We start from the raw sequence: 16,211 nt of genomic DNA, 5'->3' as shown, positions 1-16,211 counted from the left end.
TAAAACTTGTTCCTAGCAGAGGGGCCTCCGGTGCACCAGCTCAGTCTCGGCGTCGTCGCGCGTTCACGAAAAGAGAACGAACGGCGGTTGCCGATCCACCCGCACCACTTCGACCGGATCGACGCCGATCTCCGGCAAAACATCTACCTCGAACACGGCTACGGTGAACCCTTCGGCGTGCCCGACGAACGATTGGCGGGCACGGTCGCGGGGATGCGCACACGCGAGCAGCTCATCGCCGAGTGCGAGGTCATCCTGCTGGCCAAGCCGCTGCGGGAGGACGTCGCCGAACTGCGGACCGGCCAGGTGCTGTGGGGCTGGCCCCACTGTGTGCAGGACGCCGAGCTGACCCAACTGGCCATCGACCGTCGACTGACCGTGATCGCGTTCGAGGCGATGAACCACTGGCGGCGCGACGGCTCGTTCGGCCTGCACGTCTTCCACAAGAACAACGAGCTGGCCGGCTACTGCTCGGTGCTGCACGCCTTGCAGTTGATCGGGTCGACCGGGGACTACGGCCGCCGACTGCGAGCGGCGGTGATCGGCTTCGGGGCGACCGCGCGCGGCGCGGTGACCGCGCTGAACGCCCACGGGATCCACGACGTCAAGGTTCTCACCGCCCGTGGCCTCAGCACCGTCGGATCGCCGATCCATTCCGCCACGATGGTGCATTTCGACCACGACGCGAACAACCCGGGCGACCCGCGTCGCAGCTACGCACACACCGAGCCCGGCCGGGTGCCGTTGGCCGGATTCCTCGCCGAGCACGACATCGTCGTCAATTGTGTACTGCAGGACACCGACGCGCCGCTGACCTTCCTCATCGAAGACGACCTCGCCGCTTTCGCCCCGGGTAGCCTCATCGTCGACGTCTCCTGCGACGAAGCCATGGGCTTCAGCTGGGCGCAGCCCACGACGTTCACCCGGCCGACCCTCCCGGTCGGCGACGGGGTCACCTACTACGCTGTCGATCACAGCCCGTCCTACCTGTGGAACTCGGCGACCTGGGAGATCAGCGAAGCGCTGCTGCCGCACCTGCGGTCGGTCCTTTCCGGACACTCCGCCTGGAACGATCACGAAACCGTCCGACGCGCGATCGAGATCCGCAACGGCACGATCCAGAACCCCGCGATCCTGTCTTTCCAGCAGCGCCTACCGCAATACCCGCACCATCGCCGCTGAACACCGGCGACCGCGCCAACCGTCCGCAGGGTCATTGCCCTCTATTCGAGGTAATCCCGAAGCAACTGTGAGCGCGATGGGTGACGTAGCTTCGACATCGTCTTCGACTCGATCTGCCGGATCCGCTCACGGGTGACGCCGTAGACCTTCCCGATGTCGTCCAGCGTTCGAGGCCGCCCGTCACCGAGGCCATAACGCAGGCGCATGACACCGGCTTCGCGCTCGCTGAGCGTGTCGAGGATCGACCGCAGCTGCTCCTGCAGCAGGGTGAACGCTACCTTCTCGACAGCTACGACAGCCTCGGAGTCTTCGATGAAATCGCCGAACTGGGCCGTGCCCTCGTCACCGAGCGTCTGGTCCAACGAGATCGGCTCCCGTGCGATTTGCCGAATCTCGAGAACCTTCTCGGGCGTAATACCCAATTCTGCGGCAAGCTCTTCGGCTGTTGCCTCGCGGCCCAGCTGCTGAAGCAGTTCGCGCTCCACCCGCCCGAGCTTGTTGATGATCTCCACCATGTGCACGGGGATTCGTATGGTGCGGGACTGGTCGGCCATGGCGCGAGAAATCGCCTGGCGAATCCACCATGTGGCATAGGTCGAGAACTTGAACCCTCTGCTGTAGTCGAACTTTTCGACCGCCCGCACCAGACCCAGATTGCCCTCCTGGATCAGGTCGAGGAAGGCCATGCCCCGCCCGGTGTACCGCTTTGCGATCGACACCACCAGTCGCAGGTTTGCCTCGAGCAGATGATCTTTGGCCGCGATGCCGTCCTGTACGATCCAGGTCAGGTCTCGGCGACGTGCGATCGTGAGACCCGCGGGCCCCTCGCATTCGGCCTGCAGTTTCTGCACCGCATACAGACCGACTTCGATCCGGACCGCGAGATCGACCTCCTCGGCCGCGGAGAGCAGGGGAACTCGCCCGATCTGCTTCAGATACGCCCGTGTCGAGTCCCCGCCGGCGGTGAGCTCGGCTTCCTTGCGCGCCCGACGCAGCGCCGGAGACTCGTCCTCATGCACGATGTCGTCCGCATCGTCATCTTGCTCCGCCGAGGTGCCAGTGGCATCTTGGCCATTTGTTCCGCTTGCGGTCGTTGCCACATTCGCCTCTCCGCGTGATTCGGGCGGCATCGCGATTCGAGAAACAGGACCGCAGAGAGGCCTCGAGCGGCTCGGCAATCACCGGGACCAAGGACCAGCGTACTGGTCGACACACAAGTGAGGCGACTACCGGCACCAGCCCATGCCTTCCAGTAGGGTGACAATCTGCCATCGGGTCGACGTGTCGAGTTCCGGGTGGAGCAGGACGGTCGACAAAAACGGAACCCAACCCGGTTTCCCGAGGCGGGCTCAAATGAGCGTGCCGACGTCCTGAGCGACAAGGTTGTCGAGGGCTCGTTCGGCGACCGCGGCGATGGTCATCGAGGGGTTGCAGGCGGCGGTGTTACCAGGCATCAGGGCGCCGTCGAGAACATAGAGGCCCCGCTGGCCGTGCACACGCCCGTCCAGGTCGCACACGGTACCCATGCTCGCGCCGCCGAGCGGATGCCAGGTCGAGGGGAACAGTGCGTTGGTGTCCAGCAGTGCGCCATCGGGGCCCGCGATTCTGTGCACGGCCGGCCCGATGTGCCCGTTCTGGATGAAACCGTCGCCCTCGCGCGGCCACCGCAGAACCGCGTCCTCGCGCGCGGCGTCGTAGCCGAATGCCCCGCGGCCGTCGCTGACGCCGTACCCGACCATCACCGTACTGCGTGGGTCCAGCGCGAGGGGCGGTATGGATGCCTGGATGACGGTGTGCGCGGTGTGCGGGTCGTCCCAGTTCAGGCTGCCGTAGACGACCGGGCCGCCCTGTGGCGCACCGAATTCCGCGGAAGGGTCGGTCCAGACGTAGATACGGTCGGCATTGGTACCCCAGCCGGTGCCGAGGCCATCCGGCAGATCGGGAATCAGGCCCTTGGCGGCCGCGCGCACCAGCAAACGGGTGGTGTTGAGGCTGCCGGCTGCCAAGATCAGGGCCCCGGTGGTGAGCACCTTGTGCTCCGCCACCGCGCCGGTGGTGTCCAGACGCTGTACCCGTACGGTCCAGCGGCCATCGGGTGCGCGCTTGATATCGGTCACCTCGTGCAGGGTCTGCACGCGCACGAGGCCGGTGGCTTCCGCCGCGGCGATATAGGTGACATCCACGGAGTGCTTGCCGCCGTTGTTGACCCCCATCGCGCCGTCACCGTTGGTGTAGGAGGGTTTCATCTCTCCGCGCAACTCGGCCAGCGCGAAGTCCCAGTCGATCGGCATCGGAATCTTCGACAGCGGCATGCCCGCGCGACGCACCCGATCGGCGAATACCCGGGCTGCACGGTAATTCTCGGATTCGACCAGTTCGTCGGGCGCCTCGGCGAGTCCCAGCATCTTCGCCACCCGCGGGTAATGGACACGGTTCATCAACTGCCAGTCCAGCTCCTGCGGGAAATGGGTGTTGAAAACCGCTTCCGCCGGTTGCAGCGACATGCCCTGATAGACCAGCGAACCACCGCCCACACCGGCCGCGCACAGGGCGGTCATGTTCTCCCCCGCTACCGCTTCCACCAGACCCGTGTAGGGCTCGAACATCAGCGGCCGGCCGAACAGGCTCGGGCTGGACCGGCACCACAGTAATCGCTTGTCCGGCGCGGTCGCCCGGGGAAAGGTCTCGGAGTTCGGTCCGGTGGACCAGCGCAGTCCCCGTTCGAGCACTGTCACCGGCACACCCGCCTGCGCCAGCCGCAGAGCGCTGACACCACCACCGAACCCGGAACCGATCACCACCACCCTGTGCTCTTCATAGGTCAAGGGCACGTTGCCCACTTGAGCGGCGGCCGGGGCGGGCGACCCGATCGCGCGTGCTCCCACGAGGGTGGCGCCCGCGGCGGCTGCACCGGTCAACAGTGATCGGCGCGTGATTGCCTTCATCACTCAATCCTTTGTCGTCTTGTGTTATCGGAGACGAAGTTCCCTGGGAAAGGCGGCACGAGGCATGACTCCAGCGCGCACCACGGAGGGTGGTGTGCGTGATGCGGGACAACCCGATGTGCCGCGGAGTCGGAACCCGCGCCACCCTTCTCGCGCGGACGCTATGTGTCTCGGCGTTTGCCGGTCAGTTGATCGTGCACCCGGAGATCGGTGTGCCGGCCAGGCGATCCAGCAGGTAGGTGATCGCGTTGTCGGGTCCGAACCCGTCGATCATCTCCGGGCCGAAATGGTTCGGGATGGTGGTTCCGGGCAGCAGTGGCGGTAGCTCGTTGGTGCGGAAGGTGACCGTCGCGCCCTTGGCGCACCACTCGTCGGCGAGCCGGCGGGCCTGATCGTAGGGCACGGTGTCGTCGTTGCGGCCGCTGGTGATCAGCACCGGCGAGGCCGGGGTCAGGGTCCCCACCCGAAGCTCGGCCAGCGCGGGAGCGGCTTCCGGGATGGCTTGCAGGTGGGTGCTGAGCGGGCGGCCGTCGTTGGTCAGCGAGCTGGTCTTCAGGAACGGGTAGTCGGTGATGACATCACCGATACAGGCATCGCTCAACGCCGCCAGAGTGTCGCGGCCGTGCTGGTTGGTCACCCGATCGACCGCCTTGCCCAGATCCGGATAGCGTGCGAGGAGCCCGTTGACCGCGAAACCGATCGCGCCACCGATCAGCGCCCCGTCGATCCGTTCCAGGATCGCGGCCAGATCGGCCACCGGGCCACCGGCCCACGTTCCTTTGAGGTTCAGTTCCGGTGCGTAGCCGGGTGCCATCTCCGCGGCCGCCGCGACCGCGCCACCACCCTGGGAATACCCCCACAACACCAGCGGGGTCTCGGGGCCGGTGCCCGCCAGATGGTTGGCCGCCCGCGCACCGTCGAGGACCGCGTGCGCCTCCTCGATCCGGTTGGCGTAGGTGTGGATTCCCGGAGTGCCCAGTCCGATGTAGTCGGTCACCAGCACCCGCGCGCCGAGGCGGCTCCACACCGCCGAGGACGGGAGCTCCTGATTCGCCGACAGCGACGGCGACGGATCGGTGGTGATCGTGATCCCGGTCGAGAACGCCTTCGACATCGCACACCGGTCACCCTGGCCCGAGGTACCGGGACCGATCACCACGGTCGGGCGCGGCCCCGCCCCCAGCCACGGGCCCGCCGCGTCGATAAAGGTCCCGGTGACCGCTACCGGTGAACCGTCCTGCCGCCGCGTGGTGTACATGATGTGCTCGGCCTTACCCGGCCATCCCTGATCCGAGGGCAGGGTGGCCAGCAGCGACATCGGCTGGGTCCGGATCACCGCGCCCGGCTCGCCCGGAACCTGCCCGGGCGGGGTGTAGAAGTCCTCCGGAGCTGCTGCGGCCTCGGGCTGATCTGCGGCCACCACCGCCACCGCGGCCGCACAGACCAGAGCCACCACGGCCGCAGTCATCCGAACGATCCGTGGCAGCAACCTCCGCCGGTAGCCGCTCTGCCAGTGCTGTTGATGCATCGATACCTCTCCGTGAACCTCTGTCCGGGACCCGTTGGCCTGTGTCCCGGACAACACAGCGACGGCCGTATGGAGTCGGCCACCGCTGCGATCTACCGGACAGTAACACAGTTACCGATAACCTCCGCCGGACCGCAGCGAGTAACCGGTGCTCACCATCGTTACCGTTGACGCGTGAGCCGAGCACCGAGAACACCGCCGACCGGGCAGATCATCGACGTTGTCCTCGACCTGCTGGTAACGGACGGATACGAGGCGGTCCAGCTCCGCGAAGTAGCCCGGCGCGCCCGCATGTCACTCGCCACCGTGTACAAGCATTTCGCCGATCGCGACGAATTGATCGTCGCCGCTGTCGAGCACTGGATGGCCACTCACAGCTACACCGCCATGCGGGGGCCGGAGCCAGGGGAAACACTGCACGACGGATTGGTGCGAATCCTCGGATATGTCTTCCGGCCATGGGAGCGCAACCCCCGGATGCTCGAGGCGTATCACCGCGCCCGCACCGTCTCGAGCGGGCAACGCCTGGACGCCCAGGGCATCAACGCGATGCAACCCGTTATCGCCGCGCTGTTCCACAAGGCAGACCCGACCTATATCCAAGACATCGCGCTGGTCCTGTCCAATCTGACCTACGCACTGATCGGACGATTCGCCGACGGCAATCTCGAAATCACCGAGATCCTGCCCATCCTGGAACGCGCGGTCTACCGGCTGACCCACGACAACCACGCCGACGCGGCCGCCGCGGTAGCCACCGGGACGGCCCGGAAGCGAGCCGGCGACTCGATCGTGATCGCCTCGCTCGCCGCCCCTTTCAAGGCACCGGACCCACCACAGGCCTGAAACCGCCGTACGAACCGTTCGCCGCGCCGGACCGACCGTTCACCGCAGAACTCGTCGCACTCGACGACAGCGACTGCCGCACGGTCTTTTTCGCGCGTGTCGCTCGCTACTTTTTACGAGCAATGTCGTACCCCGCACAGATTTCGTAGGTGCGCGCCACCACCTCGGCGGCATCCACACGACCCGGCCGACGGGAGTCACCACCCCGCTACCTTCGGCGCCCGCAGCGAGAAGCGAACATTGCGAACCCTCGGCCGCTGCACCGTTTCTCTCCGAGAGAGTGGCACGTTTTCGACAGGCCGACATGGACCCGTAGCCGCCACCAGCGCGCGGAAACCGGTGGTCACGAGTCGAGGTAGCACGAGATCCAGCCGCTCACCGGAGAGTAAGGCCACCATGCACAGAGGCGACGCACCCGCTGTCGAATCCACGACGTCCGCCGCACACCGGCGACCGACAGCGAGGTGAATCCACAGTGACACTCGTCGACGGCGTCCTGCTCGCACCCGACAGCGAAAAGCACCGGCAAGAGATCAACACCTGGATCCGCACGCAACGACTCACCGACGGCATCGTGGATTTCGACGCCGCCCTGCGTGATCCCGGCAACCTCTCGATTCTGCGAGCCGACTATTCCAGCCCTGACAGGCTCCACCCCAACCCGGCCGGTTACCGGGCGATGGCCGACGCTGTCGAGCTCTCCACGATCGCGCAGCACCCGCACTGCTGACCCCAGGCGGCCGCGACTGTCCGAGCTTCGCTGGACTCGATCTCGGCCCGACGGCCGGGGAGCATGTGTGGCCGGACAGACCGGGCAGCGGATCCCCGGATTAGCTTTTGCCTCCGGGCGACGAGAGACTTCGTTCCCGGCTTCACCTTGACGCTCCTGCCATCCATGGATCGTAGGATTGCTCGAGAACGCGCTCACCTGCCGATCCAGGGCGCTTCGCCCGTCCGGACATCCGACTCGAAGGGAAGTATCCCGAAATGACCGCTTCCGCCCGCCCCGCCGATGCTTCCGGCACCTTCCGTCTCGGCGGCGACCTCGAGGTCAACCGCCTCGGTTACGGCACCATGCAGCTGACCGGCCCCGGCGTCTGGGGCGAGCCGGCGAACCGCGATGAAGCGGTCCGGGTCCTGCGGCGTGCTGTCGAGCTCGGCGTGAACTTCTTCGACACCGCCGACAGCTACGGCCCCGCCGTCGCCGAACCCCTCCTGCGCGAGGCTCTGCACCCTTATGGCGACGATATCGTCATCGCCACCAAGGCCGGCCTCACCCGCCAGGGCCCCGACCGCTGGACGCCCGTAGGCCGGCCCGCCTACCTGCGCCAGCAGGCCGAGATGAGTCTGCGCCACCTCGGAGTGGAGCGGATCGACCTGTTCCAGCTCCACCGCATCGACCCCGACACCCCGCTGGAAGACCAGATCGGCGAGCTGAAGGATCTCCAGGACGAAGGCAAGATCCGCCATATCGGCCTCAGCGAGGTCAGCGTGGCCCAGGCCGAAGCGGCCCAGCGGATCACCCCGATCGCCTCCGTGCAGAACCTCTACAACCTCACCGACCGCTCCGCGGAAGAACTGCTCGACTGGTCGGCCGACCAGGGTATCGGGTTCATCCCCTGGTTCCCGCTCGCCACCGGAAAGCTCTCCGGGACGGGCAGCCCGCTGACCGAATTGGCGAAACAACACGACGCCACCCCCGCGCAGCTCGCCCTCGCCTGGCTCCTGAAGCGCTCCCCCGTCGTGCTGCCCATTCCCGGCACGTCCAGCGTCGCGCACCTCGAGGACAACCTGGCCGGCGCGATGATCGAACTCACCGATGCGGAGTTCGACACGCTGACGAAGACCGGCGCCGCATAGCGCGCTGGGGCGCGGACACACCTCATCGATCCGCTCGTCGGCGATCACGGGAACTACCGCACCGTATTGCGTTCGTGGACCAGCAGCCCTTCGGACGTCAAGAGCTGAATCGCGGCTCGGACGGAATGCCTGGTGCTTTTAGCGATCCGTTCTCGAGCTCGGTGCGCTGCGCATGGCTCTGGAGCGCGAAGCCGATCGGGGCGCGGTGGAGGTCGCCGTACGGGCCGTCGCGGCCGTGCACCAATACCTCCTCGTGGTCCGCGCCGGCGTCGAGATGTGCGGTGAGCGCAGCGGCCGCGTCGTCGGCAGAACCCATGCCGACCAGCGCGCGGGTCAACCGGTCCGATCCACCGGTGGACAGGTCGGATCACGGCCGAGACGAGTTGTCGGCTCCACCGTCCCGAACCCCCAGTAGACCGAGAGCGAAGTGCGCGTATTCGGTGGCAATGTCTTCGGGCGTCTCGGGTCCGTCGAGGCGAAACCACTGCGGTAGTGAGGTGCACATTGTGGCGATGGCCCGGCCGGCGACGCGGGCGTGGCGGGTGGGCAGATTCTCCTCGGACACGGCGGCATCTATGTCCTCGTCGAGGAGGTACTGAACCATGTTGCGGGAGGAAGTAATTCGTAGCCGATTGTCGGATGTCAGGCTCCGCATCTCACTGGCTCCGATGAAGGCGAGTTCGCGGCGGTGGGTGTGGAACAAGGCGAGCGCCTCGACCACCCGGGTGACGCGGCCACGCCCGGTATCGGCTTCGCGCCGGGCCGCGCGGACCCGCCAGTGCAATTCGTCCATGGTCAGGTCGAGTGCTCGCACCAGCAGTTCCTGTTTATCGCGATAGTGGTGGTACACGCCGGGCACGCTCATACCGGCGCGGCGAGCGATCGAACGCATGGTGGCGCCGTGATATCCGGTCTCGACGAAGGAGTCGATGGCGGCGGCGAGTACGGGGTCGATATCGAGCGGCGGGAATTTTCGCCAGGCGTGGCGCGTGTCGATATCCGGTTCAGAGCCGATGTCTCGGCGGGCGGGCGATCGCGTAGCGCCGGCGGCCGATTCCTGCTCGCCGATCAGCCGGGACACGGTGGTCCCGAGAATGGAGGCCAATTCGCGGAGCCGCGGGATCGAGACACCGGTCTTGCCGTTCTCCACGGCGCTGAGCGTCGCGGGGCTGACGGCGATCCGCTGCGCGGTCTCGCGCAGTGAGAGGCCGGCCGCAAGCCGGGCCTGCCGCACCCGTGCCCCGACCGCACCCTCGGCATGATCCAATCTGTCCACGCGTTCAGCATATCTGAACATGCCGACACCGGGGGTCGACCGAGAATTGACAATTACTCTCTTGACATGCCAACCTGCCTGATACTTGACTGCCGAGCGATCGTTCGGCGTAGGAGATACAGGAGTGGCCCGTGGCGATCGATCTGTCCCTGTCGTCCGAGGTGCAAGCTCTGGTCGACCGCACCCGTAGCTTCATCCGCGACCATGTTGTACCGCTCGAGGACGCGCACGACGGTGACATCACCGCGGCGGGCGGTGACACGTTCCGCGTGGGACTGCAGCAGGCGGCCCGGGATGCGGGTGTGTTCGCGCCACACGCGCCGATCGAGTACGGCGGACACGGCCTCGGCATGTCCGACCGTGCCCCGGTCTTCGAGGAAGCGGGATACTCACTGTTCGGGCCCACGGCCCTGAATATCGCCGCACCCGACGAGGGCAACGTGCACATGCTGGCGCATATCGCGAACCCGGAGCAGAAACAGCAGTACCTCGCGCCGTTGGCGCACGGTGAGGTGCGCTCGGCGTTCGCGATGACCGAGCCGGCGCCCGGCGCCGGATCGGATCCTTCCGCGCTGACCACCCGCGCGGTCCGGGCCGAGGGCGGATGGCGGATCAACGGCTCCAAATGGTTCATCACCGGCGCCGAGGGGGCGGGCTTCTTCATCATCATGGCGCGCACCTCCGGTGAGCCGGGTGCGCGCGGCGGCGCGACGATGTTCCTGGCACCGGCCGGCACCCCCGGTATCCGGGTCGGGCGCCACCTCGACACCTTGGACCGTTCGATGGTCGGCGGCCACTGCGAGGTCTTCTTCGAGGACCTACTGGTTCCCGAGTCGGCGGTGCTGGGCGAGGTCGACCGCGGTTTCGAATACGCGCAGGTGCGCCTCGGGCCGGCCCGGATGACGCATGTCATGCGGTGGCTCGGTGCCGCCCGCCGGGGACATGACGTGGCGGTGGCTCAGGTGGCCCGGCGGGAGGGGTTCGGTGCGAAACTGGGCGACCTCGGCATGGTCCAGAAGATGGTCGCCGACAACGAGATCGATATCGCCGCCACCCGCGCCCTGCTGACCCGGGCCTGCTGGGAGCTGGATCGCGGCGAGTCCGGCGGTAATGCCACCTCGATCGCGAAGACTTTTGCGGCCGAGGCGATCTTCCGGATCGTGGACCGCAGTATGCAGATGTGTGGCGGGCTGGGGGTTTCCGGTGACCTGCCACTGGCGCGGCTCTCGCGGGAGGTGCGCCCGTTCCGCATCTACGATGGGCCCTCGGAGGTCCATCGGTGGGCGATCGCCAAGCGCACGGTCGGTGCCGCCAAACGCGCGCTGCGGGACAGCGAATGAACCTACCGGGTATGGATGTCGCCGCGCTCGAGCGGTACCTGCGCGAGCAGGGTATCGAGGTGCGCGGTGAACTACGGGTGGAGCTGATCAGCGGCGGACGGTCGAACCTGACCTTCACCGCGGCCGACGATGTGTCCCGGTGGGTGGTCCGCCGCCCACCGGTGTCCGGGCTCACCCCGTCGGCACACGATATGGCGCGCGAATACACGGTGACCGACGCGCTGCAGCACTGCGCGGTACCCGTGGCGAAAACGATCGCGTTCGATGCGGAAGGCGCCGTGCTCGGTGCGCCGATGACGATCGTCGAATTCGTCGACGGCGCCGTGATCCGCGACCAGGACGACCTCGCCGCGCTCAGCGACGAGCAGGTGAATGCCGGTGTCGCGGAGTTGGTGCGGGTGCTCGCCGAATTGCACGCGATAGACCCCGCGGCGGTGGGCCTGGAAAAGTTCGGCCGCCCCTCCGGGTTCCTCACCCGCCAGGTGAAGCTCTGGGCCTCCCAGTGGGAGCGGGTCAAAACCCGTGACCTCGCCGATGTCGCGGCCCTGCACGCGGCGCTGGTGGACGCGGTGCCGGCGGAATCGGCGGCCTCGATCGTGCACGGCGACTACCGCATCGACAACACCATCCTCGACTCGGCCGACCCCGGCCGGGTGCGCGCCGTGGTCGACTGGGAACTGTCCACGCTCGGTGATCCGCTCACCGACGCCGCGCTGATGTGCGTGTACCGGACGCCGGCCTTCGACCTGGTCCTCGGTTCGCGGGCCGCGTGGACCAGCGACCGGATGCCCGCGCCCGATACGCTCGCCCAGGCCTACGCCACTGCATCGGGTCGCGACCTCGGGAATTGGGGTTTCTATCTCGCACTGGCCAATTTCAAGCTCGGCGTGATCGGCGAAGGTATCACCCACCGGGCACGGCAGGGTTCCGATGCCGGTTCTGCCGCCGGGCGGGCCGCCGAAGCCACCCCGGAATTCATGGCGGCCGGACTGCGGGCGCTGAAAGAAGGCCGAAAATGACCGCAGCCCGAAGAAACCACGCTCATCGACAGCGCGGACCCGCGGTATCGGCCTGGGCATCGCGACACTGCTCGCCCGGCAGGGCTTCGCGCCGACTCTCACCGCGCGCGACGCCGCGGGGGTAGCAGCTACCGACGTCTGACCATTCATCGTATCGTCGGCTGGGGACAGGTCCAGCGGACCGTACCGCTCATGTTCCGATCGAACAGGTCAGGAAAAGACGGCCACGATCGTTTCGCCGTAGGCGGCGATCGAGTCGAGACACTGGGCGGTGCCGGCCGGCGACGGCCGCACGACGAATCGGGTGGCCCCGGCCTCGGTCAATCGGCCGATGTAGTCGGTATGAGCAGCCGGAGAGTAGTACGGGGAGCTGATCGCACTCTCCTCGGCGTAGACCTGGATCTCGAAGTTCGCCGGGTCCCGATCGCGTTCACCGAGGAAGTCCGTGAGCTCTCGGATCGCGGTGGCGAGTTCGGCCACAGTGGCGAGTGACGCGCTGCGAGTGGCCCGCGCCAGGCGCGGCGGCATCATCAGCGGCATCCACCCTTGTCCGAACGCTGCCGCTCGCAGACGGGCGGTGCGGCTCGATCCGCCAACCCAGATCGGCGGATGCGGCAGTTGGCGCGGTGCGGGTTCACACATGATGTCGTCTGCACTCGCGTCAGGTGGCTGGTTGTGCCGCCACACGGTGTGCAGGGTCTGCAACGTGTCGTGGAAATATCGTTCGCGCTGATCGAAGTCGATTCCGAGGGCGTCGAACTCGGCGCGTAGGTACCCGTTACCGACTCCCAGGATGAGCCGGCCAGAGGACAGTACGTCGACTGTCGCGATTGTTTTCGCCAGTGCGAGAGGCCGGTGGTACGGCAGCACCAGCAGATGAGTCATCAACCGCAGTTCGGTCGACACCGCCGCACAGAAGGAGAGGGCGGCGAGCGGGTCCATGCTCGGGTGGCCGCCTCTGTCGATCCACCATCGCGGTGGCGCGGGATGCTCGGTGAAGGAAATGGCCGAGAACCCGGCCGCTTCCGCGGCTGTGACTACGGCTGTTGTCCCGCGATGACCTTGGAGTTCGGGCACGCAACCGTGTTGCCCCAAGGGATGCTCGAGCGTGAATTCCACTTCAACTGTCTCCTGACAACGGACAACAACCAAACGATCGGTTGCTGTTTTCGACGTTATATGACTAAGCACTCGAACGGTAATAGCTCTTTGTACTGCGCTGTTGTGACCACTACCAAACGGTTGTATGGTAACTACGGGTGAAGCGAGGAGGACATCTATGAAGGTCACAGGAGCGGTCGGAATCATCACCGGCGGAGGTGGCGGACTCGGTGCCGGAGTGGCCCGTATGCTCGCCGCACACGGCGGCCGTGCCGTCGTTCTCGATCTGGAGACGAGTGCGGCCGCCGATCTGGAACGCGAAGTCACGAACGTGACCTTCGTTCCCACCGATGTCTCCGTCCCAGACCAGGTCCGGGCGGCCGTCGACCGCGTCCGCGCCGAGTACGGGCGGATAGACCTGTGCGTGAACGCCGCGGGGATCTCCCCGGCCCAGCGCGTGGTCGACCGTCGAGGCCGCGCTCACGACCTGCCGACCTTCGAAAAGGTGCTGGACATCAATCTGGTGGGTGCGTTCGACGTCATCCGCACGGTTGCCGCCGCCATGTCCGGCAACGAGGCCGGACCGGACGGTGAACGCGGGCTCATTGTCAACGTGTCCTCGGCCGCCGGTCTCGAGGGCCAGGTCGGGCAGGCCGCATACACGGCGAGCAAAGGAGCGCTGATCGCGCTGACCCTCCAGCTCGCCAGAGATCTGGCCATTCACGGGATCCGGGTCATGACCGTCGCACCCGGAATCATGGATACCCCGATGCTCGCCGGCATCGATGGTGATCGGCGCGCGGCACTGGTGGATCTGCACGTTTTCCCCAAGCGGCTGGGCACGCCGGAGGATTTCGCGGCACTGGTCAAGTGCTTCATGGAGGTCACGCTGCTCAACGGCGAGGTCGTCCGGCTCGACGCCGCGACGAGGCTCTGACGATGCGACGCGCGCTCTTCGACGCCGAGCACGACGACTTCCGCCGGGCGTTCCGGGCATTCCTCGATGCCGCCGCCGTGCCGCACATCGCTGAATGGGAGGCGGCGGGAGTCACACCGCGAAGCTTCTGGGAGCACGCGGGATCGTTGGGCTACCTGGGTTTCCAGGCACCGGCCGAGTACGGCGGCCTCGGCATCACCGACTTCCGCTACAACGCGATCATCCAGGAAGAGGTCGCGGCCAGCGGCATAGCGACCGACGGCTTCGCGCTGCACAACGACATCATGGCGCCGTATCTGATCGACTACGCCGACGCCGCGCAACACCGCCGCTGGCTGCCGGGCTTCGCCTCCGGCGAACTGGTGACGGCGATCGCGATGACCGAGCCGGGTGCCGGGTCGGATCTGGCGGCGATCACCACGACGGTGCGATCCGAAGGAGACGGTCTCGTCATCGACGGCGCCAAGACGTTCATCACCAACGGCTTCTCCGCGGACTTGGTCCTCGTCCTCGCCCGCGCGAGCGGCGAACAGGGAATGACGTTGATCGCCGTCGAGCGGGGCACGCCGGGACTCGAGCAGCACGCCCCGTTGAAAAAGGTGGGACGGCGCGGTCAGGACACAGCCGAGATCACCTTCGACGGCTGCCGGGTGCCCGCAGCCAACGTCATCGGGAAGCGCGGGGAGGCGCTCATGCTGGTCAAGCGGAGCCTGCCGCGCGAACGCCTGTCGATCGCGGTGTTCGCTGTCGCGAGCGCACGGGCGGCGTTCGACCTGGCGCTGGCATACGTGCGCGAACGGCACGCCTTCGGCGTCCCCATCGTCCGGCACCAGACGGTCATGCATGCCATGGCCGAGATGCACACGGCCATCGAGGTGGCCCGGAGCCACATCGACGCCTGCATTCTCGCGCTCGACGCCGGGGAGCTCACGGCGCACGAAGCGGCCGCGGCCAAGTTTTGGGCCACCGACCTGGAGGGCCAGGTCCTCGATCGGTCACTGCAGTTCTTCGGCGGCTACGGATACATGGACGAGTACCCGATCTCCCGGCGCTGGCGTGATGCCCGCGTGCAGCGGATCTACGGCGGCGCGAACGAGATCATGCGCGAGATCGTCGGCCGCGAGCTGGCCCGGTGACGGAATTGAACAGGACCCCTGCGGGCATGGCATCGACCCGCACCTACGAGAGGAGCACGACGCGATGATGCGTGCGATCGCCACCCGCATGGCCCGATCCGACGCGGCGGCAGTTGTGGCCGTAACCGAAACCGAGGAGCCGCGGGCGCGGGACGGCTGGACGCGAGTCGAGGTGAAGGCGACCTCCCTGAACCGCCACGACCTGTGGTCGATCAAGGGGGTGGGCACCACCGAGGCCGACTTCCCACTCGCCCTCGGCTCCGATGTCGCAGGAATCACCGAGGACGGACGCGAGGTAATCGTCCATTCTCTGGTAGCCGACCCGAGCGCACCCGGCGGTGAGTTACTCGATCCGCACCGGAAGATGCTGGCCGAGGCCACCACCGGCGGAGCGGCCGAATCGATCCTTGTACCAGTACGCAACCTCGTCGACAAGCCGGTCACGATGACGTTCGAGCAGGCGGCCGCACTGCCGACCGCATGGCTCACCGCCTACCGGATGCTGTTCGGCGCCGGAGGGGCCCGGCCCGGAGACACGGTGCTGGTCCAGGGGGCGGGTGGCGGTGTCGCCTCCGCTGCCATCGCGCTGGCCGCCGCAGCGGGACTGCGGGTGTGGGTGACCACGCGGGAAGCCGAACGCGCGCGGTCGGCGGCGGCGATCGGCGCCGCCGCGACATTCGAACCCGGCGAACGGCTACCCGAGCGGGTCGACGTGGTCCTCGACACCGTGGGGTCGGCGACTGTGCAGCACTCGCTGCGTTCGGTGGCGCCCGGCGGAACCGTGGTGGTCAGCGGGGCAACAACCGGTGGCGAGGTCACCGTGGACGTGAGCCGTATCTTTCTGAGCCACATTCGCATTCAGGGCTCGTCGCTGGGCACCGTCGATGATCTCCGGCAGCTGGTCGCGTTCTGCGAAGCGCGCAATCTCCGCCCGATCATCGACTCCATCCATCCACTCGATCAGGCGGCCAGGGCTGTCGCACGCCTGGAGAGCGGCGACGCCTTCGGCAAGGTCGTCGTCACACCGTAGCTCCGAACGGC

The 16,211-nt window shown here is 67.0% G+C and carries 13 protein-coding genes and 2 pseudogenes; 9 read left to right on the top strand and 6 right to left on the bottom strand.

Annotation, left to right across the window (positions count from 1 at the left end):
* Positions 1–30 precede the first annotated feature (30 nt).
* Positions 31–1,182 carry a N(5)-(carboxyethyl)ornithine synthase gene (locus AB0H42_RS00950; RefSeq protein WP_357047809.1) on the top strand — a complete coding sequence of 384 codons (1,152 nt, stop codon included), beginning with the start codon at positions 31–33 and terminating at the stop codon, positions 1,180–1,182.
* 41 nt (positions 1,183–1,223) lie between these two features.
* On the opposite strand, the pseudogene AB0H42_RS00945 reads toward AB0H42_RS00950, so the two are convergent.
* The 3 genes and pseudogenes from AB0H42_RS00945 to AB0H42_RS00935 all read right to left on the bottom strand — a co-directional run.
* Positions 1,224–2,252, bottom strand: a pseudogene (locus AB0H42_RS00945) (RNA polymerase sigma factor); the annotation flags it as partial.
* A 279-nt stretch (positions 2,253–2,531) separates the two neighbouring features.
* Positions 2,532–4,127, bottom strand: coding sequence for a GMC oxidoreductase (locus AB0H42_RS00940; RefSeq protein WP_357047806.1), 1,596 nt, complete (start codon positions 4,125–4,127; stop codon positions 2,532–2,534).
* Positions 4,128–4,311: 184 nt separating this feature from the next.
* Entirely contained in the window at positions 4,312–5,595 is a 1,284-nt protein-coding gene (locus AB0H42_RS00935; RefSeq protein ID WP_357047804.1) for a lipase family protein, read from the bottom strand.
* Between the two features lie 234 nt (positions 5,596–5,829).
* On the opposite strand from AB0H42_RS00935, the gene AB0H42_RS00930 reads away from it, so the two are divergent.
* From AB0H42_RS00930 to AB0H42_RS00920, 3 genes are all read left to right on the top strand, one after another.
* Positions 5,830–6,501 (top strand): TetR family transcriptional regulator, encoded by a 672-nt coding sequence (locus AB0H42_RS00930; RefSeq protein WP_357047801.1) that lies wholly within the window; start codon positions 5,830–5,832, stop codon positions 6,499–6,501.
* Positions 6,502–6,976: 475 nt separating this feature from the next.
* Positions 6,977–7,231, top strand: coding sequence for an SGNH/GDSL hydrolase family protein (locus AB0H42_RS00925; protein WP_357047798.1), 255 nt, complete (start codon positions 6,977–6,979; stop codon positions 7,229–7,231).
* Positions 7,232–7,488: 257 nt separating this feature from the next.
* Positions 7,489–8,361 carry an aldo/keto reductase gene (locus AB0H42_RS00920; protein WP_357047795.1) on the top strand — a complete coding sequence of 291 codons (873 nt, stop codon included), beginning with the start codon at positions 7,489–7,491 and terminating at the stop codon, positions 8,359–8,361.
* Between the two features lie 253 nt (positions 8,362–8,614).
* Here the strand turns inward: AB0H42_RS00920 and AB0H42_RS00915 are convergent.
* Both AB0H42_RS00915 and AB0H42_RS00910 read right to left on the bottom strand, forming a co-directional pair.
* A pseudogene (locus tag AB0H42_RS00915) lies at positions 8,615–8,710 on the bottom strand (LLM class F420-dependent oxidoreductase); the annotation flags it as partial.
* Between the two features lie 18 nt (positions 8,711–8,728).
* A complete protein-coding gene (locus tag AB0H42_RS00910) occupies positions 8,729–9,637 on the bottom strand; it encodes a TetR family transcriptional regulator (RefSeq protein WP_357047792.1) in 909 nt (302 codons plus the stop codon).
* A gap of 131 nt (positions 9,638–9,768) precedes the next feature.
* Between AB0H42_RS00910 and AB0H42_RS00905 the strand changes: the two genes are divergently transcribed.
* Together AB0H42_RS00905 and AB0H42_RS00900 are read left to right on the top strand one after the other, a co-directional pair.
* Complete coding sequence (locus AB0H42_RS00905; RefSeq protein ID WP_357047789.1) at positions 9,769–10,977, top strand: acyl-CoA dehydrogenase family protein; 1,209 nt, start codon at positions 9,769–9,771, stop codon at positions 10,975–10,977.
* Complete coding sequence (locus tag AB0H42_RS00900; RefSeq protein ID WP_357047786.1) at positions 10,974–11,996, top strand: phosphotransferase family protein; 1,023 nt, start codon at positions 10,974–10,976, stop codon at positions 11,994–11,996. Before AB0H42_RS00905 ends, AB0H42_RS00900 begins: the two co-directional genes overlap by 4 nt.
* Positions 11,997–12,206: 210 nt before the next feature.
* Here the strand turns inward: AB0H42_RS00900 and AB0H42_RS00895 are convergent, their stop codons facing one another.
* Positions 12,207–13,115: a TIGR03619 family F420-dependent LLM class oxidoreductase gene (locus AB0H42_RS00895; protein ID WP_357047783.1), complete on the bottom strand. Its 909-nt coding sequence runs from the start codon at positions 13,113–13,115 to the stop codon at positions 12,207–12,209.
* A 160-nt stretch (positions 13,116–13,275) separates the two neighbouring features.
* Here AB0H42_RS00895 and AB0H42_RS00890 point away from each other — a divergent pair, with 160 nt between their 5' ends.
* The 3 genes from AB0H42_RS00890 (at position 13,276) to AB0H42_RS00880 (ending at position 16,200) form a co-directional block, all read left to right on the top strand.
* Positions 13,276–14,034: an SDR family NAD(P)-dependent oxidoreductase gene (locus AB0H42_RS00890; RefSeq protein WP_357047780.1), complete on the top strand. Its 759-nt coding sequence runs from the start codon at positions 13,276–13,278 to the stop codon at positions 14,032–14,034.
* Between the two features lie 2 nt (positions 14,035–14,036).
* On the top strand, positions 14,037–15,170 hold the full coding sequence (locus tag AB0H42_RS00885) for an acyl-CoA dehydrogenase family protein (protein ID WP_357047777.1): 1,134 nt from the start codon (positions 14,037–14,039) through the stop codon (positions 15,168–15,170).
* A gap of 64 nt (positions 15,171–15,234) precedes the next feature.
* A complete protein-coding gene (locus AB0H42_RS00880; protein WP_357047774.1) occupies positions 15,235–16,200 on the top strand; it encodes a zinc-binding dehydrogenase in 966 nt (321 codons plus the stop codon).
* Positions 16,201–16,211: the final 11 nt, after the last annotated feature.

Origin of the sequence: Nocardia sp. NPDC050799 (genome assembly GCF_040654015.1) — a bacterium.
In the GTDB taxonomy this organism is placed as follows: Bacteria; Actinomycetota; Actinomycetes; order Mycobacteriales; family Mycobacteriaceae; genus Nocardia.
Note: the sequence above shows the minus strand (reverse complement) of the source record. Positions and strands in the feature narration are given on the sequence as shown.